General features: G+C 69.4%; 19 protein-coding genes. 9 read left to right on the plus strand and 10 right to left on the minus strand.

Annotated elements, in window-relative coordinates; all coding sequences use genetic code 11:
* Positions 1-142 precede the first annotated feature (142 nt).
* From J5226_RS07520 to J5226_RS07535, 4 genes are all read right to left on the minus strand, one after another.
* Positions 143-871 (minus strand): hypothetical protein, encoded by a 729-nt coding sequence (locus J5226_RS07520; protein WP_255323094.1) that lies wholly within the window; start codon positions 869-871, stop codon positions 143-145.
* A gap of 221 nt (positions 872-1,092) precedes the next feature.
* Positions 1,093-1,941: a MurR/RpiR family transcriptional regulator gene (locus tag J5226_RS07525; RefSeq protein ID WP_215839223.1), complete on the minus strand. Its 849-nt coding sequence runs from the start codon at positions 1,939-1,941 to the stop codon at positions 1,093-1,095.
* Positions 1,942-2,009: 68 nt separating this feature from the next.
* Positions 2,010-3,110 (minus strand): dipeptide epimerase, encoded by a 1,101-nt coding sequence (locus J5226_RS07530; RefSeq protein WP_215839225.1) that lies wholly within the window; start codon positions 3,108-3,110, stop codon positions 2,010-2,012.
* Positions 3,111-3,215: 105 nt separating this feature from the next.
* A complete protein-coding gene (locus J5226_RS07535) occupies positions 3,216-4,664 on the minus strand; it encodes an SH3 domain-containing protein (protein WP_215839227.1) in 1,449 nt (482 codons plus the stop codon).
* Between the two features lie 308 nt (positions 4,665-4,972).
* On the opposite strand from J5226_RS07535, the gene J5226_RS07540 reads away from it, so the two are divergent.
* From J5226_RS07540 to J5226_RS07570, 7 genes are all read left to right on the plus strand, one after another.
* Positions 4,973-6,433, plus strand: coding sequence for a transglutaminase domain-containing protein (locus J5226_RS07540; protein ID WP_215840349.1), 1,461 nt, complete (start codon positions 4,973-4,975; stop codon positions 6,431-6,433).
* A 45-nt stretch (positions 6,434-6,478) separates the two neighbouring features.
* Positions 6,479-9,448, plus strand: coding sequence for a TonB-dependent receptor (locus J5226_RS07545; protein WP_215839229.1), 2,970 nt, complete (start codon positions 6,479-6,481; stop codon positions 9,446-9,448).
* Positions 9,449-9,525: 77 nt separating this feature from the next.
* Positions 9,526-11,094 carry a serine hydrolase gene (locus J5226_RS07550; protein ID WP_255323020.1) on the plus strand — a complete coding sequence of 523 codons (1,569 nt, stop codon included), beginning with the start codon at positions 9,526-9,528 and terminating at the stop codon, positions 11,092-11,094.
* 100 nt (positions 11,095-11,194) lie between these two features.
* On the plus strand, positions 11,195-11,848 hold the full coding sequence (locus tag J5226_RS07555; protein ID WP_215840350.1) for a M15 family metallopeptidase: 654 nt from the start codon (positions 11,195-11,197) through the stop codon (positions 11,846-11,848).
* Between the two features lie 112 nt (positions 11,849-11,960).
* Complete coding sequence (locus J5226_RS07560) at positions 11,961-13,124, plus strand: serine hydrolase domain-containing protein (protein ID WP_215839230.1); 1,164 nt, start codon at positions 11,961-11,963, stop codon at positions 13,122-13,124.
* A gap of 245 nt (positions 13,125-13,369) precedes the next feature.
* A complete protein-coding gene (locus J5226_RS07565) occupies positions 13,370-13,855 on the plus strand; it encodes a MarR family transcriptional regulator (protein WP_215839232.1) in 486 nt (161 codons plus the stop codon).
* Positions 13,856-14,023: 168 nt separating this feature from the next.
* On the plus strand, positions 14,024-14,449 hold the full coding sequence (locus J5226_RS07570) for an organic hydroperoxide resistance protein (protein WP_215839234.1): 426 nt from the start codon (positions 14,024-14,026) through the stop codon (positions 14,447-14,449).
* A gap of 590 nt (positions 14,450-15,039) precedes the next feature.
* Here J5226_RS07570 and J5226_RS07575 read toward each other — a convergent pair.
* Together J5226_RS07575 and J5226_RS07580 are read right to left on the minus strand one after the other, a co-directional pair.
* The gene (locus tag J5226_RS07575) at positions 15,040-16,404 is read right to left on the minus strand and encodes a PepSY domain-containing protein (protein WP_215839236.1); all 1,365 of its coding nucleotides are present in this window, start codon (positions 16,402-16,404) and stop codon (positions 15,040-15,042) included.
* Positions 16,401-18,587, minus strand: coding sequence for a TonB-dependent siderophore receptor (locus J5226_RS07580; RefSeq protein ID WP_215839238.1), 2,187 nt, complete (start codon positions 18,585-18,587; stop codon positions 16,401-16,403). Before J5226_RS07580 ends, J5226_RS07575 begins: the two co-directional genes overlap by 4 nt.
* A 267-nt stretch (positions 18,588-18,854) precedes the next feature.
* Between J5226_RS07580 and J5226_RS07585 the strand changes: the two genes are divergently transcribed.
* Together J5226_RS07585 and J5226_RS07590 are read left to right on the plus strand one after the other, a co-directional pair.
* Positions 18,855-19,256, plus strand: coding sequence for a DUF3224 domain-containing protein (locus tag J5226_RS07585; RefSeq protein WP_215839240.1), 402 nt, complete (start codon positions 18,855-18,857; stop codon positions 19,254-19,256).
* Between the two features lie 301 nt (positions 19,257-19,557).
* A complete protein-coding gene (locus J5226_RS07590) occupies positions 19,558-20,622 on the plus strand; it encodes a lipid A deacylase LpxR family protein (RefSeq protein ID WP_215839242.1) in 1,065 nt (354 codons plus the stop codon).
* Between the two features lie 22 nt (positions 20,623-20,644).
* Here J5226_RS07590 and J5226_RS07595 read toward each other — a convergent pair whose 3' ends face one another.
* From J5226_RS07595 to J5226_RS07610, 4 genes are all read right to left on the minus strand, one after another.
* The gene (locus J5226_RS07595) at positions 20,645-21,757 is read right to left on the minus strand and encodes a hypothetical protein (protein ID WP_215839244.1); all 1,113 of its coding nucleotides are present in this window, start codon (positions 21,755-21,757) and stop codon (positions 20,645-20,647) included.
* A gap of 177 nt (positions 21,758-21,934) precedes the next feature.
* Entirely contained in the window at positions 21,935-22,105 is a 171-nt protein-coding gene (locus tag J5226_RS07600) for a hypothetical protein (RefSeq protein ID WP_215839246.1), read from the minus strand.
* 10 nt (positions 22,106-22,115) lie between these two features.
* Positions 22,116-24,308, minus strand: coding sequence for a peptidase domain-containing ABC transporter (locus J5226_RS07605; RefSeq protein WP_215839248.1), 2,193 nt, complete (start codon positions 24,306-24,308; stop codon positions 22,116-22,118).
* Positions 24,305-25,573 (minus strand): HlyD family efflux transporter periplasmic adaptor subunit, encoded by a 1,269-nt coding sequence (locus J5226_RS07610; RefSeq protein WP_215839250.1) that lies wholly within the window; start codon positions 25,571-25,573, stop codon positions 24,305-24,307. The genes J5226_RS07605 and J5226_RS07610 overlap by 4 nt, the downstream gene beginning before the upstream one ends.
* Positions 25,574-25,747: the final 174 nt, after the last annotated feature.

The raw sequence follows: 25,747 nt of genomic DNA on the forward strand, positions 1-25,747 counted from the left end.
GGGAATGACGGCTGGAGAGAACGCGTAGGACCGAGACGAAGCGAATCTTGCGGAGTGATGTCGCGATAGCGCTTTGGATTCCCGCGTTCGCGGGAGGCGGCGCGCGGGATCGCGACGAAGCAATCCCGCGAACAGAAGCGGCTTACTCCGCCGCCGGCTCCGGCAATCCCCACTGCTTCCACACCGCCTCGTACTGCGCCCGCGGCAACAACGCGAACAACGGCCGCGCCTGCGGCCGCAGCCATGCCAGCAGCTCAGCCATCGCCGCGTCGTCCATCGCCGTGCAGCCCGCGGTCGGCTCGCCGGGCGCGCGCCGCAGGTGGGCGAAGATGCAGCTGCCGGCGCCGGGAATATGCGCGGGGTTGTGCGCGATCACGAAGCCGAGGCGATAGCGCGGATCGCCATTGGCGTGCAGGTCGCGGCGCATCGGCTCGGTCGAGCCCTCGATCGCGTCGGCGCCGACCTTGCGCGCATCGACGATCTGGTCGTACAGCGGCGAATCGGGCACGTCGATGCAGTAATGGCTCGCGCTCATCGGCGCGTACGGCAGCGCGGTCTGCGCGGTCTCGCCGTAGCCGAACGCGGTGCCGATGGCGAACAGGCCGGCCGGCGCGCGGCCGTCGCCTTCGCGTTTGACCGGGCCGCCGTCGCCGGGCGCGGCGCGCAGGCCGCGGCCCCAGGCGGCGCCGTTGCGGCCGATGCTGACCTCCACCGGCGCGCCCACCGCTAGCCACCCGCCGCCTTCGAACAGATAGCGTTGCAAGCGGCCCTGGCTGGCGTTCCAGTCGGCGGTGGTGACCAGCACCAACTGCGGCTGGACGGCGCCGGCGCCGGCGCGGTCGGCGCGGGTGGCGCAGGCGGTGAGGGTCATGGCGGCGGCGAGGGCGAAGACGTAGCGGAGCATGGCGGGTTCGGTCCTGGAACGTGGGGCGCGGGTCGGGCGAAGCGCGGCGCGGTCGCGTTTCTCCCTGTAGGAGCGGCGCGAGCCGCGACCGCGGCAACGCAACTACGTCGCAAGCTTCGTCGTGAGCGAGGCGGCGTTGTCGCGGCTCGCGCCGCTCCTACAGGCAGGTCGCGACGCATCGCGGCGGCTCAGATGTCGAGCATGTCCTGGACCCGCTCGGCATGGCTGTCGAGCTGGCGCAGGCGGTCCTGCCCGCGCTCGCACAGCAGCACGAAGATCAGGTCCAGCAAATGCTGCAGCGCGCTGTGGTACAGCAGCGGCTCCACGTGCGCGCGCTCGTCGTGCGCCGACACCAGCAGCGCGTGGTCGGCGTGGGCGCGCAGCGGGTTGGGGGTGTGGCGGGTCGCCGAGATCACCGTGCCGCCGCTTTCGCCGAAGGTGCGGGCGAGATGGCACAGCGAGGTCAGCTTGCCTTGCTCGGACAGCACCAGCAGCACGTCGTCGGCGCCGGCGCCGGCGGTGCTGGCGGCCATCAGCACCGGGTCGAAATGATGGACGCTGAGGATGCCGATCATCGCCAGCTTCATCGACAGCGCGCGCGCGGCGATGCCGTCTTCGCCCAGGCCGATCACGTAGACGCGGCGCGCGTGCTGGATCAGTTCGGCGATGGCCTCGATGCGCTCGGGCGGATTGATCAGCCGGGTTTCTTCCTCGGCGCGGGCCTTGCCGTGCCACAGGCGCTCGGCCAGGGCCAGATTCGGATCGGCGCGCTCGGCTTCCGCGTCGCCGCCGTCGTCGTGGCGGTCGCCGCGCGCGACCGCTTCGCCGATGGAGTACTTCAGGTCCGGATAGCCCTTGAAGCCGAGCTTCTGGCTGAACTTGACCACGCTGGATTGGCTGATCCCCAGCGCGTTGGCCAACTGCTGCGAGGAGTAGTCGCGCAGCAGGTGCGCGTTCTCCAGCAGGTAGTCGGCGATGCGGCGTTCGATCGCCGACATCTGGTCGCGTTCGGAGCGGATCTTGAGCAGGGGCGACATCGGCAGGGGTTCCGGTCCCGGGCGCGGCGGAAGGCTACAGCGTAGCCGGCTTCGCGCCGGTGCGCAGGTCAGGCGGCGGCCAGCGACTCCAGGCCGCGGATTTCGCGGATGCCCAGGCCCGGCGCGTCGGTGACGGTGATCTCCGATTCGTTGAAGATCACCCCGCCGTCGACCGGGTTGAACGCGCACAGCGAGGGGCCGTCGAGATCGACCTTGGTGATGACGTTGGACTTGGCCACGGCCAGATGCACCGCCGCGGCGACCGAGATCGAAGTCTCGATCATGCAGCCGATCATGCACTCCACGCCGTACATCGCGGCGATGTCGGCGATCTGGATCGCCTTGGACAAGCCGCCGGTCTTCATCAGCTTGATGTTGATGATGTCGGCCGCGCGCATGCGGATCAGGTCGATCACCTCGACCGGGCCGAACACGCTTTCGTCGGCCATGATCGGGGTGTGGACGCGGTCGGTGACGTACTTGAGGCCTTCCAGGTCCTGCGCCTTGACCGGTTGTTCGACCAGTTCCAGGCGCACGCCGGCGTCTTCCAGCGTTTGCAGCGCGTACACCGCCTGCTTGGCGGTCCAGCCCTGGTTGGCGTCCAGGCGCAGCAGCGCGCGGCCTTCGACCGCGGCGTAGATCGCCTTGACCCGCTCGATGTCCACGCCGATGTCCTTGCCGACCTTGATCTTCAGCGACTCGAAGCCGCGGCCCACCGCGGCGATGGAGTCGGCGACCATCTTGTCGATGTAGTCGACCGAGATGGTGAGGTCGGTGGTGATGACCGGGTCGCCGCCGCCGAGCATCTTGTACAGCGGCGCGCCGTAGAGTTGGCCGAACAGGTCGTAGACGGCGATTTCCACCGCCGCCTTGGCGCTGGAATTCTTCTCGATCGCGCCCTGGATCAGGCCGGTGATGCGGTTGAGGTTGGCGATCTCCTGGCCGATCAGGCGCGGGGAGATGAACTTACGGATCGCCTCGACGATGGAGCCGTGGGTGTCGCCGGTGATCGGCGCGGTGGCCGGCGCTTCGCCGTAGCCGACGTGGCCGGTGTCGGTGTGGATGGTGACGACGATGTCCTCGACCGTGTCGACCGTGCGCAGCGCGGTCTTGAACGGAGTTTTCAGCGGAACCCGCAGCATGCCGAATCGGATGTCGGTGATCTTCATGTGTCGATGATGTCGTCTGGTGCGTGGTGTTCGGGTGAGGCGCGGGTCGCGCCGACGGGAGGGGATGGATGCCGTTCTACCGGAACCGGCGACATCGCGCCCGCCTCATGGACGGATACGTTGAATGCTGGTGATCCGGTCCACGGTCGGCTGTTCCTTATTGAACAGCAGCGGCACCAGCGGGGTCACCGAGACGCCGTTGAGGTGGACCCGGGTCAGGTCGCCGGTGCGGTCGCGGAAGGTGATGCCGGTGGTGTCGTGGATCACGTACGGCCAGCCGCCTTCGTGCCCGACCACCATCATCACGTGGCCGGGGATGTAGATCAGGTCGCCGACTTCCAGGGTCTTGACGATCTTCAGCCGTTCTTCGTGGCTGAGCTTCTCGTCGAGGTCGATGCGGTTGTAGGCCGGGCTCACCGCCTGATCGCGGGTATTGCGCGGCAACTGCACGCCGAAGCTGCGGTAGATCTCCGAGACGAAGCCGCTGCAATCGCGGGTGTTGTAGGAGTGGCCCCAGCCGTAGCGTTCGCCGAAGAACTTGAAGCCCTGGCGGACCAGATTGGCCTGGGTCAGCGGCAGGTAATCGCCGGCCGTGTCGGCGGTGCGCGGCAGCAGCGCCGGCGAGAACTTCAGCCGGCCGTCGGCGTCGCGATACGGAAGCTCGATCACGTGCGAGGAATAGTAGTGCTGGCCGTTGACGGGCTGGTCCGCCGGCCAGTCGGCCAGCAGCGGCACGCGCACGCCCATCTCCAGTTGCACGTCCGACACGCCGGCTTGCTCGGGCGTGTGCACGCTGCGCGCGCTGGCGCCGGTTACCACGAGGTACGGCGTCTTGCGGGTGTAGGCGAACACCGGCGCCTTGTCGCCGAGCGCGATGCGGTCCTTCTCGACCCAGGCCGCGTACAGCGGGCTGACCACGAACCAGTACGTCCCGTCGCGGCTTTCGTGCGCCACCGTCACCGGCGTGCCGGGGAACAGCGCGCTTTCCTGGAAGCGGTCGATGTCGATGTCGCCGCGCGCGTTGAACACGCGCAGGCGGGTCGGATAGGTGCGCAGGTCGGCGCGGCGCACCACCATGCCGTAGCGGGTGGATTGCTGCGCGGGAATCTTGTCGAGCGCGAGATCGGCTTGTAGGCCTTGCAGCACGGAAGCCGGCACGTCGTCGCCATGTTCGTCGAACAAAGGCTCGTCGCGCGGTTGCGAGATCGCTTCGATCCAGCCGCGCACGCGTTCGCGCGTCAGCGTCGCCGGCAGGTGTTCGATGTCGTGCACGGACGGGTCGAGCTCGGCCAGTCGCGCGTTCTGCTTGGCGATCGCGCGCGCGTCGAGGATCACCGCATCGGGTTTGGACTGCTGGCGGATCCAGTAGTCGGCGTTCAATTGCCCCTCCTCGATGCCGATCACTCCGGTCGCGGGAATGCCGCGTTCGCGGGCGTGGCCCGGCGCGGCGAACAGACTCAGCGAGAGCAGCCCGGGGAGCAACAACGATGCTGCGATGCAGCGCGCGAGTGCGCGGCGGCGGGTGGGACGGCGGCGGCTCGAGGCGGTACCCATCGCGTCATGCTCCGGCGGGCGCGCGTCGCGGCGCGCCCTCACAGGCCCGATGCCGGACGTCCGGCACCGACCCGGACGCGCCACGGCGCCTCCGGGGTCGTCCGGAGAATACATGCTTCCTAACGAAAATAGATACGGAATAATTTATTGACCACCTGACATCCACATGTTACACAGCCATGAACCGATGGCCCCGCGTGGGTGACACAGGTATGGATCCCGTGACTGACCTGCTGTTTATCGCTCCCCGCGCGAGGGCCATCGTCTCTCCCGCCGGGCGCTGGCGCACGCGTGCGTTGGCGCTGGGCATGATCTTCGCGTTGCCGGCCTTGGTGCTGGGCTTGCGCGTGTCGGTCGGGCCCGCGCAGGCGCAGGCGCTCGCCGCCGACCAAGCCGCCGCGCGCGAACTCGATGCCATCGTCGCGTCCATCGATGCCGGCCGTTTCAGCGAAGCGCGCGCGCAGATCGATGCGGCGCTGCGGCAACCCGGCCTCGACGAGCGCGAACGCGGCGCCCTGGAATTCCAGCGCGAACGCATGCGCCGCATCCGTCTGGACTTCAGCCTCGACCGCGCCCAGGCCGAACAGAAGCTGCGCGCGCAGATTCCCGATCTCCGGCCGGAAGAGTTCGACGCCTGGGATCGCCAGGGCTTGTTCGAGTCGATGACCATCGACGGTGACAAACGCTATTTCCAGCGCGCGCCGTCGAACCTGTTCCGGCTCAGCCCGCAAGCGCTGGCGCGCCGCCGCGCGGACGCCAAGCCGCTGAGCGTGGGGCCGATGGAGACGCTCAACGATCATCAGCGCGAAGTGCGCGACGCCGCGCTGGAACGCGGCTACGGCGCGCCGCGGCGCGTGCGCATCGTTCAATCGCTGACGGTGAAGGCCGATGCGGTGCCGGCCGGCAAGACCTTGCGCGTGTGGTTGCCGTATCCGCGCGAACTGCCGCATCAGCAAGAAGACATCCGCTTTGTCGCCAGCACGCCGGCGGCGCACAAGATCGCGCCGGCCTCGACCTTGCAGCGCACGGTGTACTTCGAGCAGCCCGCGCAAGCCGGCAAGCCGACCCGATTCGAGATCAGCTACGAGCTGACCGTGTTCGGTCAGTACCGCCGCATCGATCCGGACAAGGTCGTGCCCGCGCCGGAGAGCGCGGAAACCCGCCCCTACCTGGGCGAGCGCGCGCCGCACATCGTCTACACGCCCGCGCTGCGCGAGTTCTCGCGCAAGGTCGTGGGCGAGGAAACGAACCCGTACAAGATCGCCCAGAAGCTCTACGCCGCCGTCGACGAAATTCCTTGGGCCGGCGCGCGCGAGTATTCGACGATCTCCAACATCTCCGACTACGCCCTGCACGCCGGCCACGCCGACTGCGGCCAGCAGACCTTGCTGCTGATGACGCTGCTGCGCCTCAACGGCATTCCGGCGCGCTGGCAATCGGGTTGGGTGTACGGCGACAACGGCTACACCAACATGCACGACTGGGCCTGGATGTATCTGGCTCCTTACGGCTGGCTGCCGGTGGACGTCACCACCGGCCGCTTCGATTCGCCCGATCCGCAACTGGCCGGCTTCTACCTCGGCGGCCTGGACGCGTACCGGGTGGCTTACAACGACGACTACGGCCGCGCGTTCGCGCCGGCCAAGCGGTTCGATCGTTCCGAGACCGTGGATTCGCAACGCGGCGAGGTCGAGTGGGAAGGGGGAAATCTTTACTTCGACCAGTGGGACTACGACTACAACGCGCGGGTGCTGCCGACGAAGGACTGACCCGGCGCAGCACCGCCCATACCTTTTAGGGGAGGAAGTGCGGCAATGAAAGGCAAGAGCTTTCGCAAGTCCGGTTTGTGCGTGGCGATGGGGATCTGCCTCGCATCGATGGCCCTGCCGGTATGGGCGGCCAACACCGACGGTTCGCTGTCCGGCCGCGTCGCCGCCGGATCCGAGGTCACCGTGCGCAGCGCGGACACCGGCTTCACCCGCACGGTCAAGGCCGACGCGCAGGGCAATTACCGCTTCCCGTTCCTGCCGATCGGCACTTACCAGTTGCAGGCGAGCAAGGACGGGCAAGCCGTCGGCGCGCCGATCCAGGTGGTGGTGAGCTTGGGCAACGAAGCCAACGTCAACCTCGGCGGCGCCACCGATCTGGCCGCGGTGCAAGTGATCGGCTCGCGCGTGATCACCCCGGTGGACGTGCGCTCGACCGAGTCGGCCACCAACATCACCAAAGCCGAACTCGAACGCGTGCCGATCGCGCGCGACGCGCAATCGGTGGCGCTGCTGGCGCCGGGCGTGATCCAGGGCCAGTACGGCGGCGCTTCGTTCGGCGGTTCGTCGGTGTCGGAGAACGCGGTCTACATCAACGGCCTCAACGTCACCGACTTCTACAAGCGGGTCGGCTTCTCCTCGGTGCCCTTCGGCTTCTTCAAGGAATTCCAGGTCAAGACCGGCGGCTACTCGGTCGAGTTCGGCCGCACCACCGGCGGCGTCATCAACGCGGTGACTCAGTCGGGCACCAACGAGTTCAAGTACGGCGCCGAACTGGTGTGGGAGCCCAAGTCGCTGCAGTCCGGCGGCGACAACCATTACGACCGCAACGGCGACCCGTTCCGCATCGCCAGCCGCGACAAGCGCGACCGCACCAACCTCAACGTGCACGCGTCCGGCCCGATCGTGAAGGACAAGCTGTTCTTCTACGCGATGTACGAGTTCCGCGACTACCGCCCGGAAAGCACCAACGACTCGGGCAGCACCTTCTTCAAGGGCAAGGCCGACAAGGGCTTCTGGGGCACCAAGCTGGACTGGCAGATCAACGACCGCCACCTGCTGGAATTCCTGGCCTTCTCCGACAAGAACGAAACCACCACCGACAACTATCAATACGACTTCGCCCGCGGCAGCCGCGGCGTGCGCAGCAACACCCAGTACAGCGAGGTCGGCGGCACCAACTGGGCGCTGACCTACACCGGCTACCTCACCGAGAACTTCTCGATGAAGGCGCTGTACGGCGAGAACAAGCGCGACCGCATCGCCAGCAGCCTCAACGATCAGGATTGCGACGCGGTGCAGGACCGCCGCGTGGCCGGCAACCCGCAGATCGGTTGCGTGTCCTCGGCGCTGATCGAGAACGGCGCCGACAAGCGCGAAGCGGCGCGTCTGGACTTCGAGTGGCAGCTCGGCGATCACCTGCTGCGCTTCGGCGTGGACCGCGAGGTCAACACCTCCGACAACGAGAGCTTCTATCCCGGCCCGGCGCGCAAGTTCTACCAGATCTATCCGACCGTGCCCGGCACCACGCTGGAGAACGGCGGCGTGGTCCCGGCCGGCGTCAACGCCTACGTGCGCGCGCGCCAGCAGGAAGTCACCGGCACCTTCGAGACGATCAACTCGGCGTACTACATCGAGGACAACTGGCAGATCACCCCGGACCTGGTGCTCAACGGCGGCGTGCGCGTGGAGGCGTTCAACAACAAGAACGGCGCCGGCAGCACCTACATCAAGATCGACGACATGGTCGCGCCGCGCCTGGGCTTCTCCTGGGACTTCCGCGGCGACGGGCGCTCGAAGGTGTTCGGCAACATCGGCCGCTACTTCCTGCCGATCGTCAACCAGATCAACGTCAAGCAGGCCGGCGCGTTCCTGGACGAACGCACCTTCTACGCTTTGCAGGGCTTGGAGGCGTTCCAGCGCAACGGCGCCACCTATTACCGCCCGATCCTCGGCGCGCAGATCGGCCCGGTCGACAACAGCCAGGGCGACGGCACCGTGCAGGACCAGCGCAGCAAGGTCGACGGCGACATCGATCCGGTCTACCAGGACGAGGTGATCCTGGGCTATCAGGCGATGTTCGGCGAGGCGTGGTCGTGGGGCGTGCGCGGCATTTACCGCCGCCTGCACAACGCCATCGACGACATGGAGATCACCTCCAACGGCATCCTGTGCAACGGCGAGCCCGGCGGCATCGGCTACGTGATGGGCAACCCCGGCAAGAACGTCAAGCTCTACACCGATACCAACTGCGACGGGGTCAAGGACGGCTACGTCGACATCGACACCTCGCGCGCCGGCTGGGCCTTGTACGACGCCCAGGGCAATTACGTCGGCGAGCGCGGCTGGGTCAAGCCCAAGCGCACCTACCGCGCGCTGGAGTTCATGCTCGACCGCGCCTGGGACGACAAGTGGGCGTTCAACGCTTCGTACACGTGGTCCAAGAGCGAGGGCAACGCCGAGGGGCCGTCGAACTCGGACTTCGGCTTCGACAACACCGGCCGCACCGAGTCCTTCGACGATCCCTTCGTCAACCTCAACGGCGACGGCCCGCTGCCGAACGACCGCCGCCACCAGATCAAGCTGCGCGGCGCCTACGCGATCAACGACAACTGGACCGTGGGCGCGACCTTGAACGCGCAGTCCGGCCGGCCGATCAACGCCTTCGGCCTGGGCAATCCGTTCGACCCGACCGTCTACCACAGCTTCTACGTCTGCGTGGCCAACTGCACTGCGAAGGACTTCGCTCAGCGCACCTACGAGCTGCGCAAGCGCGGCTCGGGCGGGCGCACGCCGTGGACCTTCGATCTGGGCGCGAGCCTCACGTATCAGCGTTCGTTCGGCGGCGCCGATCTGCGGGTCAAGCTCGCGGTCTACAACCTGTTCAACCAGCAGCGCGCGCTGGAAGTGGACGACTCGTACGAAACCGGCGTCGGCGTGGTCAACGAGTTCTATCGCCTCGGCACCGGCTACCAGACGCCGCGCTATGCGCAGCTGACCGTGTCGGTGGATTTCTGAAGCACGCTCCGGTCTGTTCCCCCTTGGCGGCCCCCGCGAGACGACGGGGCCGCCTTTCTTCTACCTCGACAGGGCCCGTGCCGGTGCGCCGCATCGGTCCGCTTTGCGCGGCCCTGTTCTTTTCTTCGTTGTTGCCGGCGGCGGCCGCGCCCGCGCCGGCCGCCGGGTTCGACCGCATCGTCGAGGAGGTGCAGGCGCGTTATCGCTTGCCGGGTTTCGCGGTGGCGGTGGTCGAGAACGGCAAGGTGGCGTACTCGCATACCCAAGGCGAGTTGGTGGCCGGTTCGGGGCAAGCGGTTGGCCCGGACGCGTTGTTCAAGATCGCCTCCAACACCAAGTCGATGACCACCGCGCTGCTGGCGCGGCTGGTCGATCAGGGCAAGCTGCGTTGGGACGATCCGGTGACGAAGTATCTGCCGGATTTCCGCATGCACGAGGACTGGGTCACCCGCGAGATGCAGGTGCGCGACCTGCTGATCCACAACTCCGGCCTGCGCGCCGGCGCGGGCGATCTGATGCTGTGGCCCGAGCCCAATCGCTTCACCCGCGCCGATGTGATCCACGGTTTGCGTTATCTCAAGCCGGTGCACAGTTTCCGCTCACGTTACGACTACGACAATCTGCTCTACATCGTCGCCGGCGAAGTCGCCGCGGCCGCGGGCGGTGCGCCTTACGAAGATCTGTTGCGGCGCGAAGTGTTCGCGCCGCTGGGCATGGACGGCTGCCGCGTCGGCGCGTTCGCGCGCGCCGAGGCTGGCCCGCTGGCGCAGCCGCACGCGCGCCGCGACGGGCGTTACGTGCCCGTGCGCGAGGACGGCGATACGATTCCCGCGACCTCGATGGACCCGGCCGGCGGCGTGCGCTGCGGCCTCAACGACATGACCCGCTGGCTGCGCGCGTGGCTCGATCCGGCCACGCCCGCGCGCGACGGCAAGCCTTGGCTGTCGGAGCCGCAGCGCGTCGAGTTGTGGCGCGCGCAAATGCCGATGACGCCGGGCCGGCGCCAGCGCGACTGGTCGAACACCCACTTCGCCGCCTACGGTTATGGTTGGCGGCTCAGCGATTTCGACGGCGAGTTCAAGGTCTCGCACACCGGCACATTGATGGGCATGTACTCGCTGACCGCGCTGCTGCCCGAGCGCAAGGCCGGCTTCGTGGTGCTGATCAACGGCGACGCCGGCGACGCGCGCAGCGTGTTCGATCAGGCGCTGACCCAGCATTACACCCGGCCGCGCGGCGAGCGCGGCGTGGCGTGGTACGCCGACGCCATCGAGCGCGAGGCGCAAGCGCCCGCGGCGAACCGCGCGCCGGACACGTCCGAACGCGTGCCCGCCGCGGCCGCCGAACTGAGCGGCCGCCTGGGCGTCTACCGCGACCCCTGGTTCGGCGAGGTCGCGGTCTGCGCGCGCGGCGGCGAAGTGGAATTCGCCTCGCGAAAGTCGCCCCTGTTGACCGGTAAGATCGTCCGGGTCGGTCCGCGCCTGCGGGTCGACTGGGATGCCGAGGAAATCGACACCGAGGCCTGGATCGATTTCTCCGGAGCGGCCGCCACGGCCGCCTTCGTCATGAGCAAGGTCGATCCGGATGCCGATTTCAGCTACGACTATGAAGACCTGGCGTTCGCGCGCGTCGGCGATTGCGGTTGAGGCCTGCGCGCTGCTGGTGCTGATCGGCTGCGTGGCCGCGGTGCGCTCGCCGCAGGCGCAGTCCGAGACCGCGTCCGCGCCGCCCGCCGCGCCGCCGCCGATGGCCGCGGTCGCGCCGACCATCTCCACCGCGCAGGACGCCGCGGCGGCGGGCATGGTCGAGATCCGCTCGTTGGTGCCCGACATCGATTTGGAAATCCGCTACGCCGGCAGCGACAACTTCGTCGGCCGCCCGGTCGCCGGTTACCTCGGCGCCGGCTGTTATCTGCACCGGACCGTCGCGCAGGCGCTGGCGCGGGTCGGGCGCGAGTTGCGCGCGCAGGGGCTGCGTTTGCGCATCTACGATTGCTACCGGCCGGTGCGCGCCGTGCGCGACTTCGTCGCCTGGGCCGCCGACCCGGACGATCAGAAGACCAAGCCGCGCTATTACCCCACGCTCGACAAGAGCAAGCTGCTCGGCGACTACATCTCGCCGACCTCGGGCCACAGCCGCGGCGCCACCCTCGACCTGACCATGCTGGAGCGCCGCGGCGAGAGTTACGCGCCGCTGGACATGGGCACCGGCTTCGATTTCTTCGACGATCTGGCCCACACCGATTCGCCGCGCGCGAGTCTGGCCCAGCGCGGCCACCGCGAGCGCCTGCGCGCGGCGATGCAGCGCGAGGGTTTTGAGAATTATCCGCTGGAGTGGTGGCATTACACGTTCAAGCCGGAGCCAACGCCGCGGACGGCGTTCGATTTTCCGGTGCGGTGAGGGGAGCGGGGGCGAAGGGAACAAGGAGGGCGGAAGAACACGATGAGCCGGGAGGTCCGCGCTTTCGGCTCTTCTGCTTTGGGGGCGGCGGTCCGCGGATGGAGGCGAAACGATGAACGATGAGAGGCCTACGGTGTCGTTGCTCGGAATCGCGACCGGATCGCGCGGCGCGGGTTTCGCCGTCGTCGCCGCCGCTTGTCTGAGCGCCGCGGCTTGCGCCGGCGCGCCGCCGCGCGCGGAAGAGCAGGGCGGCGCGGACGATGCGCGCGCCGAGCGCGGCGTCGATGCCTTGCTCGCCGACTACAGCGGCCACGTCCCCGGCGCCAGCGTGCTGGTGCTGCGCGACGGCCATCCGTTGCTGCGCCGCGGCTACGGCCTGGCCGTGGTCGAGGACGGTGTCGCGGCCACGCCGCAAACGAATTACCGCTTGGCCTCGGTCAGCAAGCAGTTCACCGCCGCGGCGGTTCTGTTGCTGGCGCAGGACGGCAAGCTGAGCCTGGACGATCCGATCAAGCGCTGGCTGCCGAGCCTGCCCAAGGCGGCCGACGCGATCACGATCCGGCAGATCCTCAGCCACCAATCCGGCCTGATCGACTACGAAGACGTAATGCCGGCGAGCTTCGACGCCGACGCGAACCAGATGCACGACAGCGACGTGCTCAAGGTGCTGGAAGGGCAGGACCGCACCTACTTCGCGCCGGGCAGCGCTTATCGCTACAGCAACAGCGGCTACTCGCTGCTGGCGCTGACCGTGCGCAAAGCCTCCGGGCGCGGCTTCGCCGAGTTCCTGCGCGAGCGCATCTTCCAACCGCTGGGCATGCGCGACACCGTCGCCTACGAGCGCGGCGTCTCGCAAGTCGCGCATCGCGCCTACGGCTACAGCTACGAGCAAGGGCAGTGGCGGCGCACCGATCAGAGCCCGACCAGCGCGACGCTGGGCGACGGCGGCATCTATTCCTCGATCGACGATCTCGCCAAGTGGGACGCGGCGCTGTACGACGCGCGCCTGCTCAGCGACGCGTCGCGCGCGCTGGCGTTCGCCGCGCACACGCCGACCGATGCGCCGGACGTCGGCTACGGCTACGGCTGGCGCATCACCGGCGAAACCTTGTGGCATTCGGGCGAGAGCATGGGCTTTCGCAACGTCATCGTGCGCTGGCCGCAGCGGCGGCTGACCGTGGTGATGCTGACCAACCGCAACGATCCCGAGCCGTATCGGACGGCGTTGAAGATCGCGGAGTTGTATTTGCCGGCGAGTCCGGTGCGCTCGCCCTGAGCGGCGCAGGAATCGAGGTGGCGTCGCAGGCGCGGTGCCGCGGTCGCGACTCGCGTCGCTCCTACAGCCGGTACGTGGCCGCGCCTGCCCCCTGTAGGAGCGGCGCAAGCCGCGACCGCGCACCCACCCGATCGCGTCGAACCCCCCACGCCCCCCGATTCGCCCCACCCGCGGAACGCTCCGGCCCGCCGCCGCCCGTCGCCGAATGCTTGCTATTAAATAGCGTGCTATGTAAATTGTGCCCCATGAAGAAGCCCGCCGCCCCCGCCGCCAAGTCCGCCGCCCCGCAACCGCCGCGGCCGACTCTGCTGCTCGACGACCAACTGTGCTTCGCCCTGTACTCCACCGGGCTGGCGCTCAACAAGGTCTACCGCAAGCTGCTCGGCAAGCTGGAGCTCACCTATCCGCAGTACCTGGTCATGATGGTGCTGTGGGAGCGCGACGGGGTCACGGTGTCGGAGATCGGCGAGCGCCTGTTCCTCGACTCGGCCACGCTGACGCCGCTGCTCAAGCGCCTGGAAGCGGCGGGCCTGGTGACCCGCACCCGCGCCGCCAACGACGAGCGGCAGGTGCTGATCGAGCTGACCAAGGCCGGCCGCGCGCTCAAGGCCAAGGCGCGCAGCGTGCCCGAGGGCATGGGCTGCGCGCTGGAAGACTGCACCATCGATGAACTCACCGCGCTCAAGGGGCAGCTCGAATCCTTGCGCGCCAGCTTGATCCGCCATGCCTGATTCCGAACGTTGCGGCGCGCGCCGCCGCGTCATAAAGAAGTCGCACGCTATTCAATAGCCGGCGATAGAAATCCGTCGCAGAACACCGCGGCACAAAACGCGTCACCTCCCATCCCGCGGCCCGCCGCGATCCCGAACCGCAACACCGACCCCAACCGGAGCCCCGCCATGTCCCTCGAAAAAGTCCTCTACACCGCCCACGCCCACGTTACCGGCGGCCGCGACGGCCGCGCCGTGTCCTCGGACAACGTGCTCGACATCAAGCTGACCACGCCGCGCGAGCTCGGCGGCGCCGGCGGCGACGGCACCAACCCGGAGCAGCTGTTCGCCGCCGGTTATTCGGCCTGCTTCATGGGCGCGATGAAGTTCGTCGCCGGCCGCGACAAGATCGCGTTCCCGGCTGATGCGGCCATCGACGGCAGCGTCGGCATCGGCCCGCTGCCGACCGGCTTCGGCATCCAGGCCGAACTCAAGATCTCGCTGCCGGGCCTGCCGCGCGAGCAGGCGCAGGAGCTGATCGAGAAGGCCCACATCGTGTGCCCGTACTCGAACGCGACCCGCGGCAACATCGATGTGACCCTGACCCTGGTTTGATCGGCTTGGCCGACGGCCGCGACAACGACCGCCGGCGCATCGGCATCGCCTTTACGAGCCCCGGACGCGCGAGCGTCCGGGGTTTGTTTTTTCGCATGCCCGCTTGCGCCTGCGCGATCGTGCCGGGTTTTTCCCGATGAGAAAAAAGCGCGACGCTTTTGCGTTCTGCGACGACAGCCCGTGAGTCGATGTGAGCTTCGTACAGCCGCCTGAATGCGCTCAGGAATTTGAGCGAACGTGAGTTTTCCGGGCATTTTTCGCTAGTAGGCTCCGAGGCGTCGTACGCGTACGCCGCGTAGTCCGCCGACGCCGCTGGCCGTCGCGATATCCGCGCGCCGCCCCTCCGTCGGGCGCGGTGGCCCAGCCGACGACAGGGTGCGACGAGGCTCTTGCCCGGATCCCGTAAGGCCGGGTCGGAAGCGTCGGCGTCGCCGGATTGGGGGCGCTACCGGCTCCGGTGTGCTGGACCGGGGCCGGTAGCCGCTTTGATCGCGGAAGCATCGGCAGGGGACGGCATCGCCGCGCGAGCGGCGATGCCGTTTTTGTTCTTGCCGAACCCGATTCGAATCCGGCGCCTTGGCGCGCGCGGCTCAATGCACGAACGCGGCCCAGCGCGGAACGCGCGCGATCACTAAGCGGTCGAGGGCGTACACCAGCAACAGCGACGCGCCCAACAGCGGAAACGCGGTCCCGCACGCGACCGCGATCGCCGCCACCGCGCGCAAGCGCGCCGGCGCCGGTGCGGGCGGCGCGCCGAGACGTCCGCGCGGACGGCGCTTCCACCACATCCACGCGCCGCTGAAACTCAGCACGACGATGCCGATGCACGGCAGCAGCATGACGATCTGATTGGCGCGGCCGAAGTAGCGGCCCATGTGCAACTGCACGCCCAGTTCCACCGCCTGAGCGCCGAGGCCGTAATCGGCGAAGCCGGTGTCGCCGACCACGGCGCCGCGGTAGCGGTCGACGTGCACGGTGCGCTGGCCTTGCGGGCGGTCGGGATAGACCACCGCGGTGTAGACGCCGTCGCCGCCGCGCGGCAGCGAGAGCCGGTAATCGGCGCGCAGGCCGTGTTCGGCGAGCGTGCGCGCGACCGCGTCGATGCCGACGTCGCGGGCGCCGCCGTCGTGGTGATGCGCGTGCGAGGCGGGCAACGGCGCGTCGCGCAACGTCCATGGCGCGTCGCTCACTGCTTGCCCGACGCTGGGCGCGGGCGCGGGCGCGGGCGCGGGCGCGACGTGATGGCGATGTTCGGCCGGATACCCCAAGCCGAGCGGCTGCAAGCCCGCGCGCAACAAGTCGCCCCAGACGCCGGCCCAGGGCAGGCCGGTGAAGATTAGGAACACGATCAGCGCCGCCGTCCACGCCCCGACGCTGGAATGCAGGCCGCGCCAGAAGCCGCGCCCGCGCGCGCGCCAGTCGGGCCACAGCGCGCGCCGCCAACCGCCCGCGCGCGGCCACCACAGATAGGCGCCGGTGGCGATCAGCAGCAGCGCCCAGCACGCGGCCAGTTCCACCAGCGCGTCGCCGACGCGGCCGAGCATGAGCGAACCGTGCAGGGTATCGGCGAGCCCGACCAGGGTGCGGGTGTAGACGAAAGCGCCGTGCACGCGCGCGCTGCCGGGATCGACGAACACGCGCAGCGGTTCGCCATCGACGGGGGTCACGAACACCTGCGCGGTGCGGCGCGGGTCCGAAGGAACATCGACGCGGGTGACGTCGCCCGGATAGGCCGCGCGCGCCGCGTCGATCAGGCGCGACAACGGCAGGTCGGCGTCGCGCTTCGGCGCGAAACGCAGCGGCGCGTGAACCGCGTCCTCGATTTCCTCGTGGAACAGATAGATCGACCCGGTCAGCGCCAGCACCAACAGCAGCGGCATCACCAGCAGCCCCGCGTAGAAATGCCAGCGCCAGACGCTGCGATAGAACCCGCGCCGGCGCGCCGCCTCGCTCATCGGAAGGCGCGGGTGTAGGTCAGTTCGACGCTGCGCGGCGCGCCCAGATACACCTGCCGCGCGCTGTAGCCCGACCAGTCGGCGTAGAACGTATCGCCGAGGTTGCGCACGCGCAGGGTGTAGCGGCCGCTCGCGCCGTTCCAATCCACCGCCGCGTCGGCGACGGTGTGGGCGCGCACGCGGAACTGGTTGGCGTTGTCGGTGTAGAAATCGCCGACGTGGCGCAGGCCGAGATGGAAACTCAGCGGCAGGCCGTCGAGCCGATACCACGCATCGACGCTGGCGGTGCGTTCGGGCACGTTCGACGGCCGGTTGCCGCTGCGGTCGGCGCCGCCGGCTTCGCGCAAACGGTCGAAGCGCGCCGACAGCAGCGCCGCGCTGGCGTCGATGCGCAGGCGCGGCGTGGCCTGCGCACTCAGCGACAGTTCTACGCCCTGCGAGGACTGGCGTCCGTCCTGCACGCTGATCTGCGGCTGCAGCGGGTCGCGGGTGAGGATGTCGTCCTGGCGGAGCTTGTACGCGGCGGCGTTGAGGCGCAGCCGCTGATCGAACAATTCGGTGCGTACGCCGGCTTCGAGCGATTCGCCGTGGCTGAGGTCGAAGGCGTTGTTGCGCTGGTTGATGGTCAGGAACGAACTGACCGGCAACACCGCGCTGCTGTACTGGGCGTAGAGCTGGGTGCGCGGGCGCAGCTCGAACACGCTGCCCAGGCGCCACGAGGTCGGCGAGAAGTCGCGGCCGAAGCCGCTGCGCAAGCCGCTGTCGAGATCGAAGTTGCGCCGGCGCAGTTCGATGCGTTCGTGGCGCAGGCCGGCGACCAGCAGCCAGCGCGGGGTCAGGTTGAGCGCGTCCTCGGCGAACAGCGCGGCGACCTTGACCCGGGTGCTGAAATCGTTGCGGCCGTCGCGGTAGTCGGCGGGATTGTCGGGCGGCAGGTAGCCGCGCTCCTGCGCGAGGAGATCGACCGAGCCGGCGCGGCCGAAGCGGCGCAGATTGAAGAAATCGGTGTCGCTGTACTCGACGCCGGCGGCGAACAGATGCCGGCGCCCGCCCAGGCGGCCGTCGTGGCGCAGGCTCAGGCGCTGGTTCCACACGCGCTGGTCGTGGTGGATGCGCGAGGCGCTGCGGTCGAGGCGGCCGCTGGCGGCGTCGAAGGTGAAGTCTTCGCTGTTGTCCCAGCGCCGGCGCGCGTCGTAGACGCTGGCTTCGTTGCTGAGGTTCCAGGTGTCGCTCAAGCGATAGTCCAGGCGCGTGCGCAGCCACCACGAGCGCGAATCCATGCGGCCGTCGCGGACGTTGTAGTTGCGCTCGCGCGCAGCCTTGTCGACCACCAGCCCGAGCGGGTTGTCCACCAATCCGCTGGGATCGGCGGCGACTTCGAGCGGCACCAGCGGCGCGCCGAAATACGCGGTATCGAAGTCGTCGCGGTGGTAGTCCAGCGCCGCGCGCAGGCTCAGCCGCGCATCGGGCTGCCACAGCAGCGAGCCGCTGAAGGCCTGCGCCTGCGACGCGGTGCCATCGACATAGCCATCGCCGCGGTTGGCGCTGAGCACGCCGCGCACGGCGAGCGCGTCGCTCAGCGGCGCGTTGCCGTCCAGGCCGACGCGCGCGCTGCCGTGGCTGCCGTAGCCGAGCAGAACCTCGCCTTCGCGGCCGTCGAGCCGCGCGTTCTTGGGCACGAAGTTGATCGCGCCGGCCAGCACGCCTTCGCCGTACAGCACCGAGGCCGGGCCCTTGAGCACTTCGACCCGCTCGAATTGGAAGCTGTCCCAGTTGCGCGAGGAAAAACCCGAGCTGGTCAGGCGCACGCCGTCGAACAGATACGACACCGCGCCGGACGCGAAGCCGCGCATCGAGGCGACGCCGGGCTGGCCGGGCAGGTTGCCGGCCATGACGCCGGGCACGGCGCGCAAGATCTCGACGCTGTCGCGCAGGCCGCGCGCCTGGATGTCGTCGGCATCGAGCACGTCGAGCGTGGCGGGAATCTCGGCCGCATCCAGGCCGAGCCGGCTGGCGCTGGCGACCGAGGCCGCGCGCGCGTCGCGGCGTTCGGCCTGCACCCGCACCGCGTCGAGATCGATCGCCTGCTCGCCGGCGCGCGCGGGCGGCGCCGGCGCGGCGGCGGCGAGCGCGACGGCGAGGCTGGAGACGGCGAGCGGGAGGCGCGAGGGCAACATCGGCATGGCAGGGCAACGGCTGGAACGCGCGGCGTCGGCGGCGCGCGAAGGTGGGGAGAGGGGAGCGCGCGCCGCCGGCGCATCGGAACGCGACGCGGCCGACGGCCGCGTCCGCCGCAGATGCTAGGTCAGGGGCGGCGGCGCCGGCTGCGGCAAGTTGCCGCACGGCGGCGCGCGCGTCCGCGATCGCGGCGCAACGCCGCGGCGCGATTGGGATTAGCATGCGCGCCTCGGGTCGCGCCGTTGGGGCGCGCCCTACACGGAGCCGCCGCCATGCCGCAGATCGAAGGTCCGTTTCAGGTCAAGCTGAGTCCGCAACCGGTGCACGAGGCCGCCGAGGGCAAGTTCGGGCGGATGGCGCTGGACAAGCGCTTCGAGGGCGCGCTCGAAGCCGACAGCCGCGGCGAGATGCTGGCGGCGATGACCGCGGTGAAAGGATCGGCCGGTTACGTCGCGCTGGAAAAAGTCGAAGGCGCGCTCGACGGTCGCCGCGGCAGTTTCCTGCTGCTGCATCGCGGGCTGATGAATCGCGGCGAGGCGGACCTGAGCATCGTCGTCGTGCCCGATTCGGGCACCGACGAACTCGAAGGGCTCAGCGGCCGCATGAGCGTCGACATCCGCGAAGGCGGCGCGCACTTCTACCGTTTCGACTACCAACTGCCGGGCGCGGCGTAAGCGCCGCTTCGGCGCGCCGGACGCTTCCGCGCGCGCGGCCGCGGCCGATGTTTCAAGCGAGAACCGCGCCTAGCGGGCTCAAGCGGCAAAGACGCCGCCGATCATCTCAAGCACCATCTGCGGGACGAACCGTCGCGGCCGCGCGAGCGCCGCGACGGGCGATCCATGCGATTTTGTGCGCCCTGCCCAGCGACGCGGCCACGCCACCTAATGCGTCGCCGCCGCCACGGTTCGCGGCGCTGTCCGCCGCTCTCCAACGCCCGCCGCGACCCGCGCGGCGCAGGCCAGCCTGCACGAGCCCATGCGCGCCAACACTTTGCTGCTGTCTGTTTTGTTCGCCGGCGCCGCGCTGCATGCGGGCGCCGCCGCCGCGCAAGGCCGCGAGGCCTGCACCAACGGCCGCACCCGCTTGCCGCCCACGGTGAATCTGCGCGTGGACAACGATTTGTTCGGCGGCCAGGACCAGGGTTACAGCAACGGTATACAGCTGACCTTGGTGTCGCCGAACTTGGCCGATTACACCGACGACCCATGCATCCCGCGTCTGGCGCGCTGGATCAACAGCTATCTCGACGCGCTGCAACCGCCGCAAGGCTACGAACAGCGCAACATGATCGCGACCTTCGCCCAAGGCATTTTCACGCCCACCGATTTCAGCCGCCGCGATCTGATCGAGGACGACCGGCCCTATGCCGGCGCGCTGCTCGCCGGCCTCGGCTACAACGCGCGCACCGGCGACTATCTGCGCACCACGCAGCTGCAGTTCGGCATCGTCGGCCCTTCGGCCTTGGGCAAGCAGGTGCAGAACGCGGTGCATCGCGCGCTGGGCGACAAGACCTTCAAGGGCTGGGACAACCAACTGCACGACGAGCCGGTGTTCCGCATCGTGCACGAGCGCATGCGCCGGTTCGCGCCCGCCGACGCGGCCGAGCGCCGCTGGGGCTGGGACGCGATCGGCCATTACGGCGGCAGCTTCGGCAACCTAGCCACCTACGCCAACGCCGGCATGGAAATGCGCTTCGGCCTGCGCTTGCCGGACGATTTCGGCAGCACGCCGCTGCGCCCGGCCGGCGAGAACACCGCGCCGACCACGCACTACAACACCGGCGACCGGCCGTTCGCCGCGCACATGTTCATTACCTCCGACGTGCGTTGGGTGGTGCGCGACATCACTCTAGACGGCAACACCTTCCGCAGCAGCCATAGCGTGGACAAGCGCCCGTTCGTGGGCGAAGTGGGCTACGGCGTGGCGCTGATGCGCGGGCGTTGGAAACTCGCGTTGGCGCGTTACCACAGCACCCGCGAGTTCGAAGGGCAGAAGCAGACGCCGGTGTTCGGCAGCGTTACGGTGAGCCGGGCGTTCTGACGCGAACGTCGCGGGCGCAGCGTCACTCCAAGGTGATGCCGGCCGCGGCCGGACTGCGGCCCTTGAGCCCTTCGCTGGCTTGCGCCCACCACTGCGCGTGTTCGTCGCTGGCCAAGTAGTCGGCGTACGACACCGGCGCCATCGCGTCGAGCGAATAGTCCGTGCGCGCCTGCGCCAGCATCGCGCTCATCGCGCGCAGCAGCGGAAGCTCGGGCACCAGATGCTCGACGAACAGAAATTGGCCGGCTTGGTTCACTTCCAGGAAGTGCGCCTGACCATCGCCGTCGACGGCCAGATCGATGCAGCCGAACGCCAGTCCCAACTCGCGCATCAACGCGCGCAGCTTGTCTTGGTCGGCGCCGGACAGCTCGCCCGGTTCGGCCTGCAGCCCTTGCACGGCCTGGCGCACGCGCCAATCGACGAAACCGTCGCTGTGCTGCGAACGCAGGCGCGCGGGGAAGAAACGCTCGCCGATCGCGGTCACGCGCAGGTCGCAGCGCTTGTCGACGTAAGCCTGATAGATGCCGGGGCACTGCAGCAGGCTGGCGTCGTCCTCGAGCATGGCCGGCTCGACGATGCGCGCGTAGGTGCTGAACATGCGGCCGCTGTCGGCGTCCTGCCAGGTGTGGGTGAGGAAGGGTTTGTAGACCACGCGGCCGTGGCGGCGGACGAAGGCGCGGATCTCGACGGGATCGTGCGAGACCAGCGTCGCCGGGAATCGCAGCCCGCAGCGGTGCGCGGCGCGCAGTTGCACCAGCTTGTTCTCGGCCGTGGCCGCCACGCTCGGACGGTTGACCCACAGCCGCGCGCCGCCTTCGTCGGCGAGCGCGTGCACGTTGCGCAGGAAGCGGCCCCATTCGCCGCGCAGGAACGGCGCGTCGCCGGGGTGCGCGCGCGGGAAGGTGTCCGGATCGCGCGGACGCCGGTACCACACCGCGCCGATGCCGGCGGCGTCGAGCGCGCCGCCCATGCGCAGGCCGGATTCGCCGTCGCAATGCAGCGACATCGGCGCCAGCGCGGGATCGGCCAGCGAGCCGCTCCACAGTGCGTCGATGCCGTGCTTGCGCAAAGCCCAGCGCGCGGCGGCGGCGTGGATGTCGTGTTGCAGCGAGGAGAGGATCAGCGGGCGGGGCATGGGATGGGAGATAGCGGCTAGGAGATGGGCGATAGCGAAAGGCGGGGGCATCGGGTGAGGCACGCCCCCGGGGAGGGGGCGTGCCGTTTTACCGGAACGGCGCCGGCGGCTTACGCGTGCGTCGCTCGCGCGCGGGTCCGCGGCCGGCGCTTACCGGCGGGTGTCACGCGTCGCGGATCACAGCAGGTCCGGGTCGCCCGGATCGTCGCCGTTCGGGCCGGTGGCGTGGGTGGTGTCGCCCTTGCCGCCGGAGATCGCGGCGATCTCCTCGACGGACAGTTCGCGCGCGGCGATGCGGGCGAGCGGACGGGCGATGTCGTTCTGAGGCTGGTTCACGTCGTTGCTCATGAAAGTCTCCTTAGAAACGCGGGTTGCCGGAAAGAGAAGGCCGTTCCGGCGTCGGCACGAACGATGGCAACACGGATGCGTCGCCGAGACTGGGATCCGCCGGCGCGTGCGGCGCCTGCGGTGTGTTTTGGTATTGCTCCGCCGAGCCCGCGCGCAACGCGACCACGCGCTGCGCGCTGCGGATGGTGTCGGGACGGTGGGCGATGACGATGCGGGTGATGCGCAGCGCGGCGATTTCGCGGTTGATCTCGTGTTCGCGCGCCACGTCGAGATGGCTGGTGGCTTCGTCCAGCAGCAGGATCCGCGGCTCCCGGTACAGCGCGCGCGCCAGCAGCACGCGCTGCTTCTGGCCGCCGGACAGCGATTGGCCGAGATCGCCGATCAGCGTCTCGTAGCCCATCGTCATCGCCGCGATGTCGGCGTGGATGCGCGCGGCGCGCGCCGCGGCCTGGATACGCTCGAAATCGGCCTGCGGATCGAAGAAGGCGATGTTCTGCGCGACCGAGCCGGCGAACAGCGCGTCCTCCTGCATCACCGCGCCGAACATCTCGCGATAGGCGTTGAGGCCGTAGCGATGGATGTCGACGCCGCCGATCAGGATCCGCCCTTCGCTCGGACGCAGCAGGCCCAGGACCAGTTTCGCCAGGGTGGTCTTGCCGCAGCCCGAGGGGCCGACGATGGCCACCGATTCGCCGGCTTCGACGGTGAAGCTGCAGTCGCGCAGGATCCACGGCTCGTCCTCGCCGTAGCGGAAGCTCACGCCTTGCACCTCGATGCGCGCGGCCGGCGCCGGCCCGGCGTAGTCGCCGTGCAGGTCCGGTTCCGGCGGGTGCAGGGCGATGTCGCCGATGCGCTGGGCGTGCAGGCCGAGCAGGCGCAGATCGACCAGCTTGTCGATCAGGCTGGCGGTGCGCGCGGCGAACAGGTCGGCGTAGGCGACGAACACCACCAGCATGCCGGCGGTGAAGCGGCCTTGCAGCGCCAGCCACGCGCAGATCCAGATCAACAGCACGCGCTGGCCGCCGGCGACCAGTTTCGACAGCGCCGAGAACACCGCGTTGGTGCGGCCGATGGCGGCGTCGCGATGCGCGACCTCGACCGCGGCGTTGGCGATGCGCGCGCGCCGCTCATCGTTGCGGTTGCCGAGCTTGATGGTCTGCGCGCCCTGGATCGACTCGATCAGCAGGCTTTGTTGCTGCGCGGCCTGGATCAGCTGTTCCTCCCTGAGCCGGCGCAGGCGCCGCAGCGCGGCCCAGCGCAGGCCCGCGTAGAGGCAGAAGCCGGCCAGCACCAGCGCGGTCAGCGGCGGGCTGTAGAGCAGCAGCAAGCCCAACACCAGCGCCGCGGTCAGACCGTCGAGCAGGCTCTCGACGAAACTGGCGCTGAGGGTTTGCTGGATCGCCTGGACCGAGACGAAGCGCGACATCACTCCGCCGACGTGGCGTTTCTCGAAGAACTCCAGCGGCAGGCGCATCAGGTGGCCGAACAGATTGGCCAGCCACTGCGAATTCAGCGCCGCGCCGAGATCGGCGATCAGCCAGCCGCGCATCGCCGCGAGCGCGGCCTGCAAGACCACGACGGTGAGAAAGCCGATGCCGAGCAGATGCAGCAGGCCGACGTCGGCCGAAACCAGGACGCGGTCGAGCACCCATTGCATCGCCAGCGGCAGCAGCAGGGTGAAGGCTTCCAGCGCCAGCGCCAGCATCAGCACTTGGGCGCCGGCGCGGCGCAGGCCTTGCAGATGGCCGGCCAACGCGGCCACGCTCAGGCGCTGGCGTTCGCGCATCGGCGCGAAGTCGGCGCGCGGGGTCAGTTCGACCGCGATGCCGGTGAAATGGCGGCCGAATTCGGCCAGCGGCATCGTCACCGCGCCGCGCGCGGGGTCGTGGATCTCGGCGCGGCCGCGGCCGATGCGCTTGAGCACGACGAAATGGTTGAGATCCCAATGCAGCACGCACGGCAGCTGCAGGTGTTCCAGCGCTTCGATCTCGGCGCGCAGCGGACGGCCGTCCAGGCCCAGCGCGCCGGCGGTCTGCAACAGCCGCGCCAAGGTGGCGCCGCGCGGCGAGACCGGGAAGCGCCGGCGCAGGCTCGGCAGATCGGTGTCGTGGCCGTGGTGGATGGCGATCATCGCCAGACAGGCCAGCCCGCATTCGGCCAACTCGGCCTGCTGCAGTACCGGAAGCGCGCGACGGCGGCTCACGGCGACACTCCGGCGGTGCGCAAGGCTGCGTCGGCGCGGTCGGGCCGCAGCGGCGCGAACAGGTATTCGTACACGCGCCGGCGTTCGAGCTGCAGTTCGGCGTCGACGCGCATCTGCGCGCTCAAGCCGCGCGCGCCGACGCTTTGGCGGTCCGGCGCGACCAGCACCCGCCATGCCGGCGCGGTCGCCGGCAAACCGGTGCGCGCGCGGATTTCCTCGGCCGACAGCGCGCCGCGCGCGATCGCGACGACCTTGCCGCGCTGCACGCCGTAATGCTGATAGGGAAAGCCGGCGTAACGCATCGCCACCGGCGTGCCCGGCGCGATCAGGCCGACGGCGCGGTCGGAGACCCACAGTTCGGCCTGCATCGGCGCATCCAGCGGCGCCAGCGACAGCAGGCGCTGTCCGGCCGCGACGCTTTGGCCCGCAACAAAAGCCACCGCCACCGCGCGGCCGTCGCGCGGAGCGCGCACGGCGATCAGCCGGCGGCCTTCGTTGCGGGCGTCGTCCTGGGCGATGTCGGCGAGTTCGCGCTCGATCCGATGACGTTGCTGTTCGTCGCGGCGCGGTTGCGCGGCCAGCGCGGCGCGCGCGTCGGCGAGTTCTCGCTCGGCGTCCAGGCGTTCGCGGCGCGCGTCCTGGACCCGGGTTTCGGCTTCGATGCGCGCGGATTCGTACTGCTGCCATTGCACGTCGCTGAGCAGTTTGTCGCCGCGCAAGGGCTGCACTTGCGACGACAGCTTGCGCGTTTGCGCGGCCTGTTGTTCGCGCAGCGCCAGTTGCGTCTGGGCCAGCGCGATGCGGCCTTGCGCGGCGGCGATGCGTTCGCGCCATTGCTCGGCTTCGTTGGCGGCGGATGCTTCCAGCGCCGCGCGATCGGCGAGCAAGCGCGAGCGCTGCGCCGACAGTTCGGCGTTGACCGCCGCGCCGACGCCGCCGCGCAGCGCGGGGCTGTCGAGTTCGGAAGAGATTTCCAGCAGGATCTGCCCGCGCCGCACCGTCTGGCCTTCGTCGACGCGGCTGCGCAGCAGCGTGCCCGCGGCCGGCGCCGACAGCGCCAGCACGCCGCCGCGCGGTTGCAACTGCCCGTAGGCCGGTTCGCTTCGCGTGTAGCGGCCGAAATACAACAGCGCCGCCAGCGCGAGCAACGCGAACGCCGCCACGGCCGCCATCGCCGTGCCCATGCGCGAGACCGGCAGGCGAATGCGGCCGAGCCAGCGTTGCCGGCGGGCGTCGAGCGCTTGTTCGCGGAACAGGCCTTGCACGCCGGTCTCAGCGGCGCGCGGCCGGCGCGAAGCGCGGCGCGGAAACGGTGGAAGCGGTCGATGCGACGGTCATGGCGAACGCGGTGCGCGAACTCCCGGCTGCAGCGAAACGGCCGTTGAGTGTGGCCCGCGTCCGTCGCGCTGGCTACGACGCGGGACGCTACGCGGGTCACG

This window comes from Lysobacter sp. K5869 (assembly GCF_018847975.1).
Lineage (GTDB): Bacteria > Pseudomonadota > Gammaproteobacteria > Xanthomonadales > Xanthomonadaceae > Lysobacter.

What these genes read in the sequence shown, in the direction of transcription:
- J5226_RS07520 (WP_255323094.1), bottom strand. Translation starts at nt 871, where the DNA reads ATGACCCTCACCGCCTGCGCCACCCGCGCCGACCGCGCCGGCGCCGGC.
- J5226_RS07525 (WP_215839223.1), bottom strand. Translation starts at nt 1,941, where the DNA reads ATGTCGCCCCTGCTCAAGATCCGCTCCGAACGCGACCAGATGTCGGCG.
- J5226_RS07530 (WP_215839225.1), bottom strand. Translation starts at nt 3,110, where the DNA reads ATGAAGATCACCGACATCCGATTCGGCATGCTGCGGGTTCCGCTGAAA.
- J5226_RS07535 (WP_215839227.1), bottom strand. Translation starts at nt 4,664, where the DNA reads ATGGGTACCGCCTCGAGCCGCCGCCGTCCCACCCGCCGCCGCGCACTC.
- J5226_RS07540 (WP_215840349.1), top strand. Translation starts at nt 4,973, where the DNA reads ATGATCTTCGCGTTGCCGGCCTTGGTGCTGGGCTTGCGCGTGTCGGTC.
- J5226_RS07545 (WP_215839229.1), top strand. Translation starts at nt 6,479, where the DNA reads ATGAAAGGCAAGAGCTTTCGCAAGTCCGGTTTGTGCGTGGCGATGGGG.
- J5226_RS07555 (WP_215840350.1), top strand. Translation starts at nt 11,195, where the DNA reads ATGGCCGCGGTCGCGCCGACCATCTCCACCGCGCAGGACGCCGCGGCG.
- J5226_RS07560 (WP_215839230.1), top strand. Translation starts at nt 11,961, where the DNA reads ATGAACGATGAGAGGCCTACGGTGTCGTTGCTCGGAATCGCGACCGGA.
- J5226_RS07565 (WP_215839232.1), top strand. Translation starts at nt 13,370, where the DNA reads ATGAAGAAGCCCGCCGCCCCCGCCGCCAAGTCCGCCGCCCCGCAACCG.
- J5226_RS07570 (WP_215839234.1), top strand. Translation starts at nt 14,024, where the DNA reads ATGTCCCTCGAAAAAGTCCTCTACACCGCCCACGCCCACGTTACCGGC.
- J5226_RS07575 (WP_215839236.1), bottom strand. Translation starts at nt 16,404, where the DNA reads ATGAGCGAGGCGGCGCGCCGGCGCGGGTTCTATCGCAGCGTCTGGCGC.
- J5226_RS07580 (WP_215839238.1), bottom strand. Translation starts at nt 18,587, where the DNA reads ATGCCGATGTTGCCCTCGCGCCTCCCGCTCGCCGTCTCCAGCCTCGCC.
- J5226_RS07585 (WP_215839240.1), top strand. Translation starts at nt 18,855, where the DNA reads ATGCCGCAGATCGAAGGTCCGTTTCAGGTCAAGCTGAGTCCGCAACCG.
- J5226_RS07590 (WP_215839242.1), top strand. Translation starts at nt 19,558, where the DNA reads ATGCGCGCCAACACTTTGCTGCTGTCTGTTTTGTTCGCCGGCGCCGCG.
- J5226_RS07595 (WP_215839244.1), bottom strand. Translation starts at nt 21,757, where the DNA reads ATGCCCCGCCCGCTGATCCTCTCCTCGCTGCAACACGACATCCACGCC.
- J5226_RS07600 (WP_215839246.1), bottom strand. Translation starts at nt 22,105, where the DNA reads ATGAGCAACGACGTGAACCAGCCTCAGAACGACATCGCCCGTCCGCTC.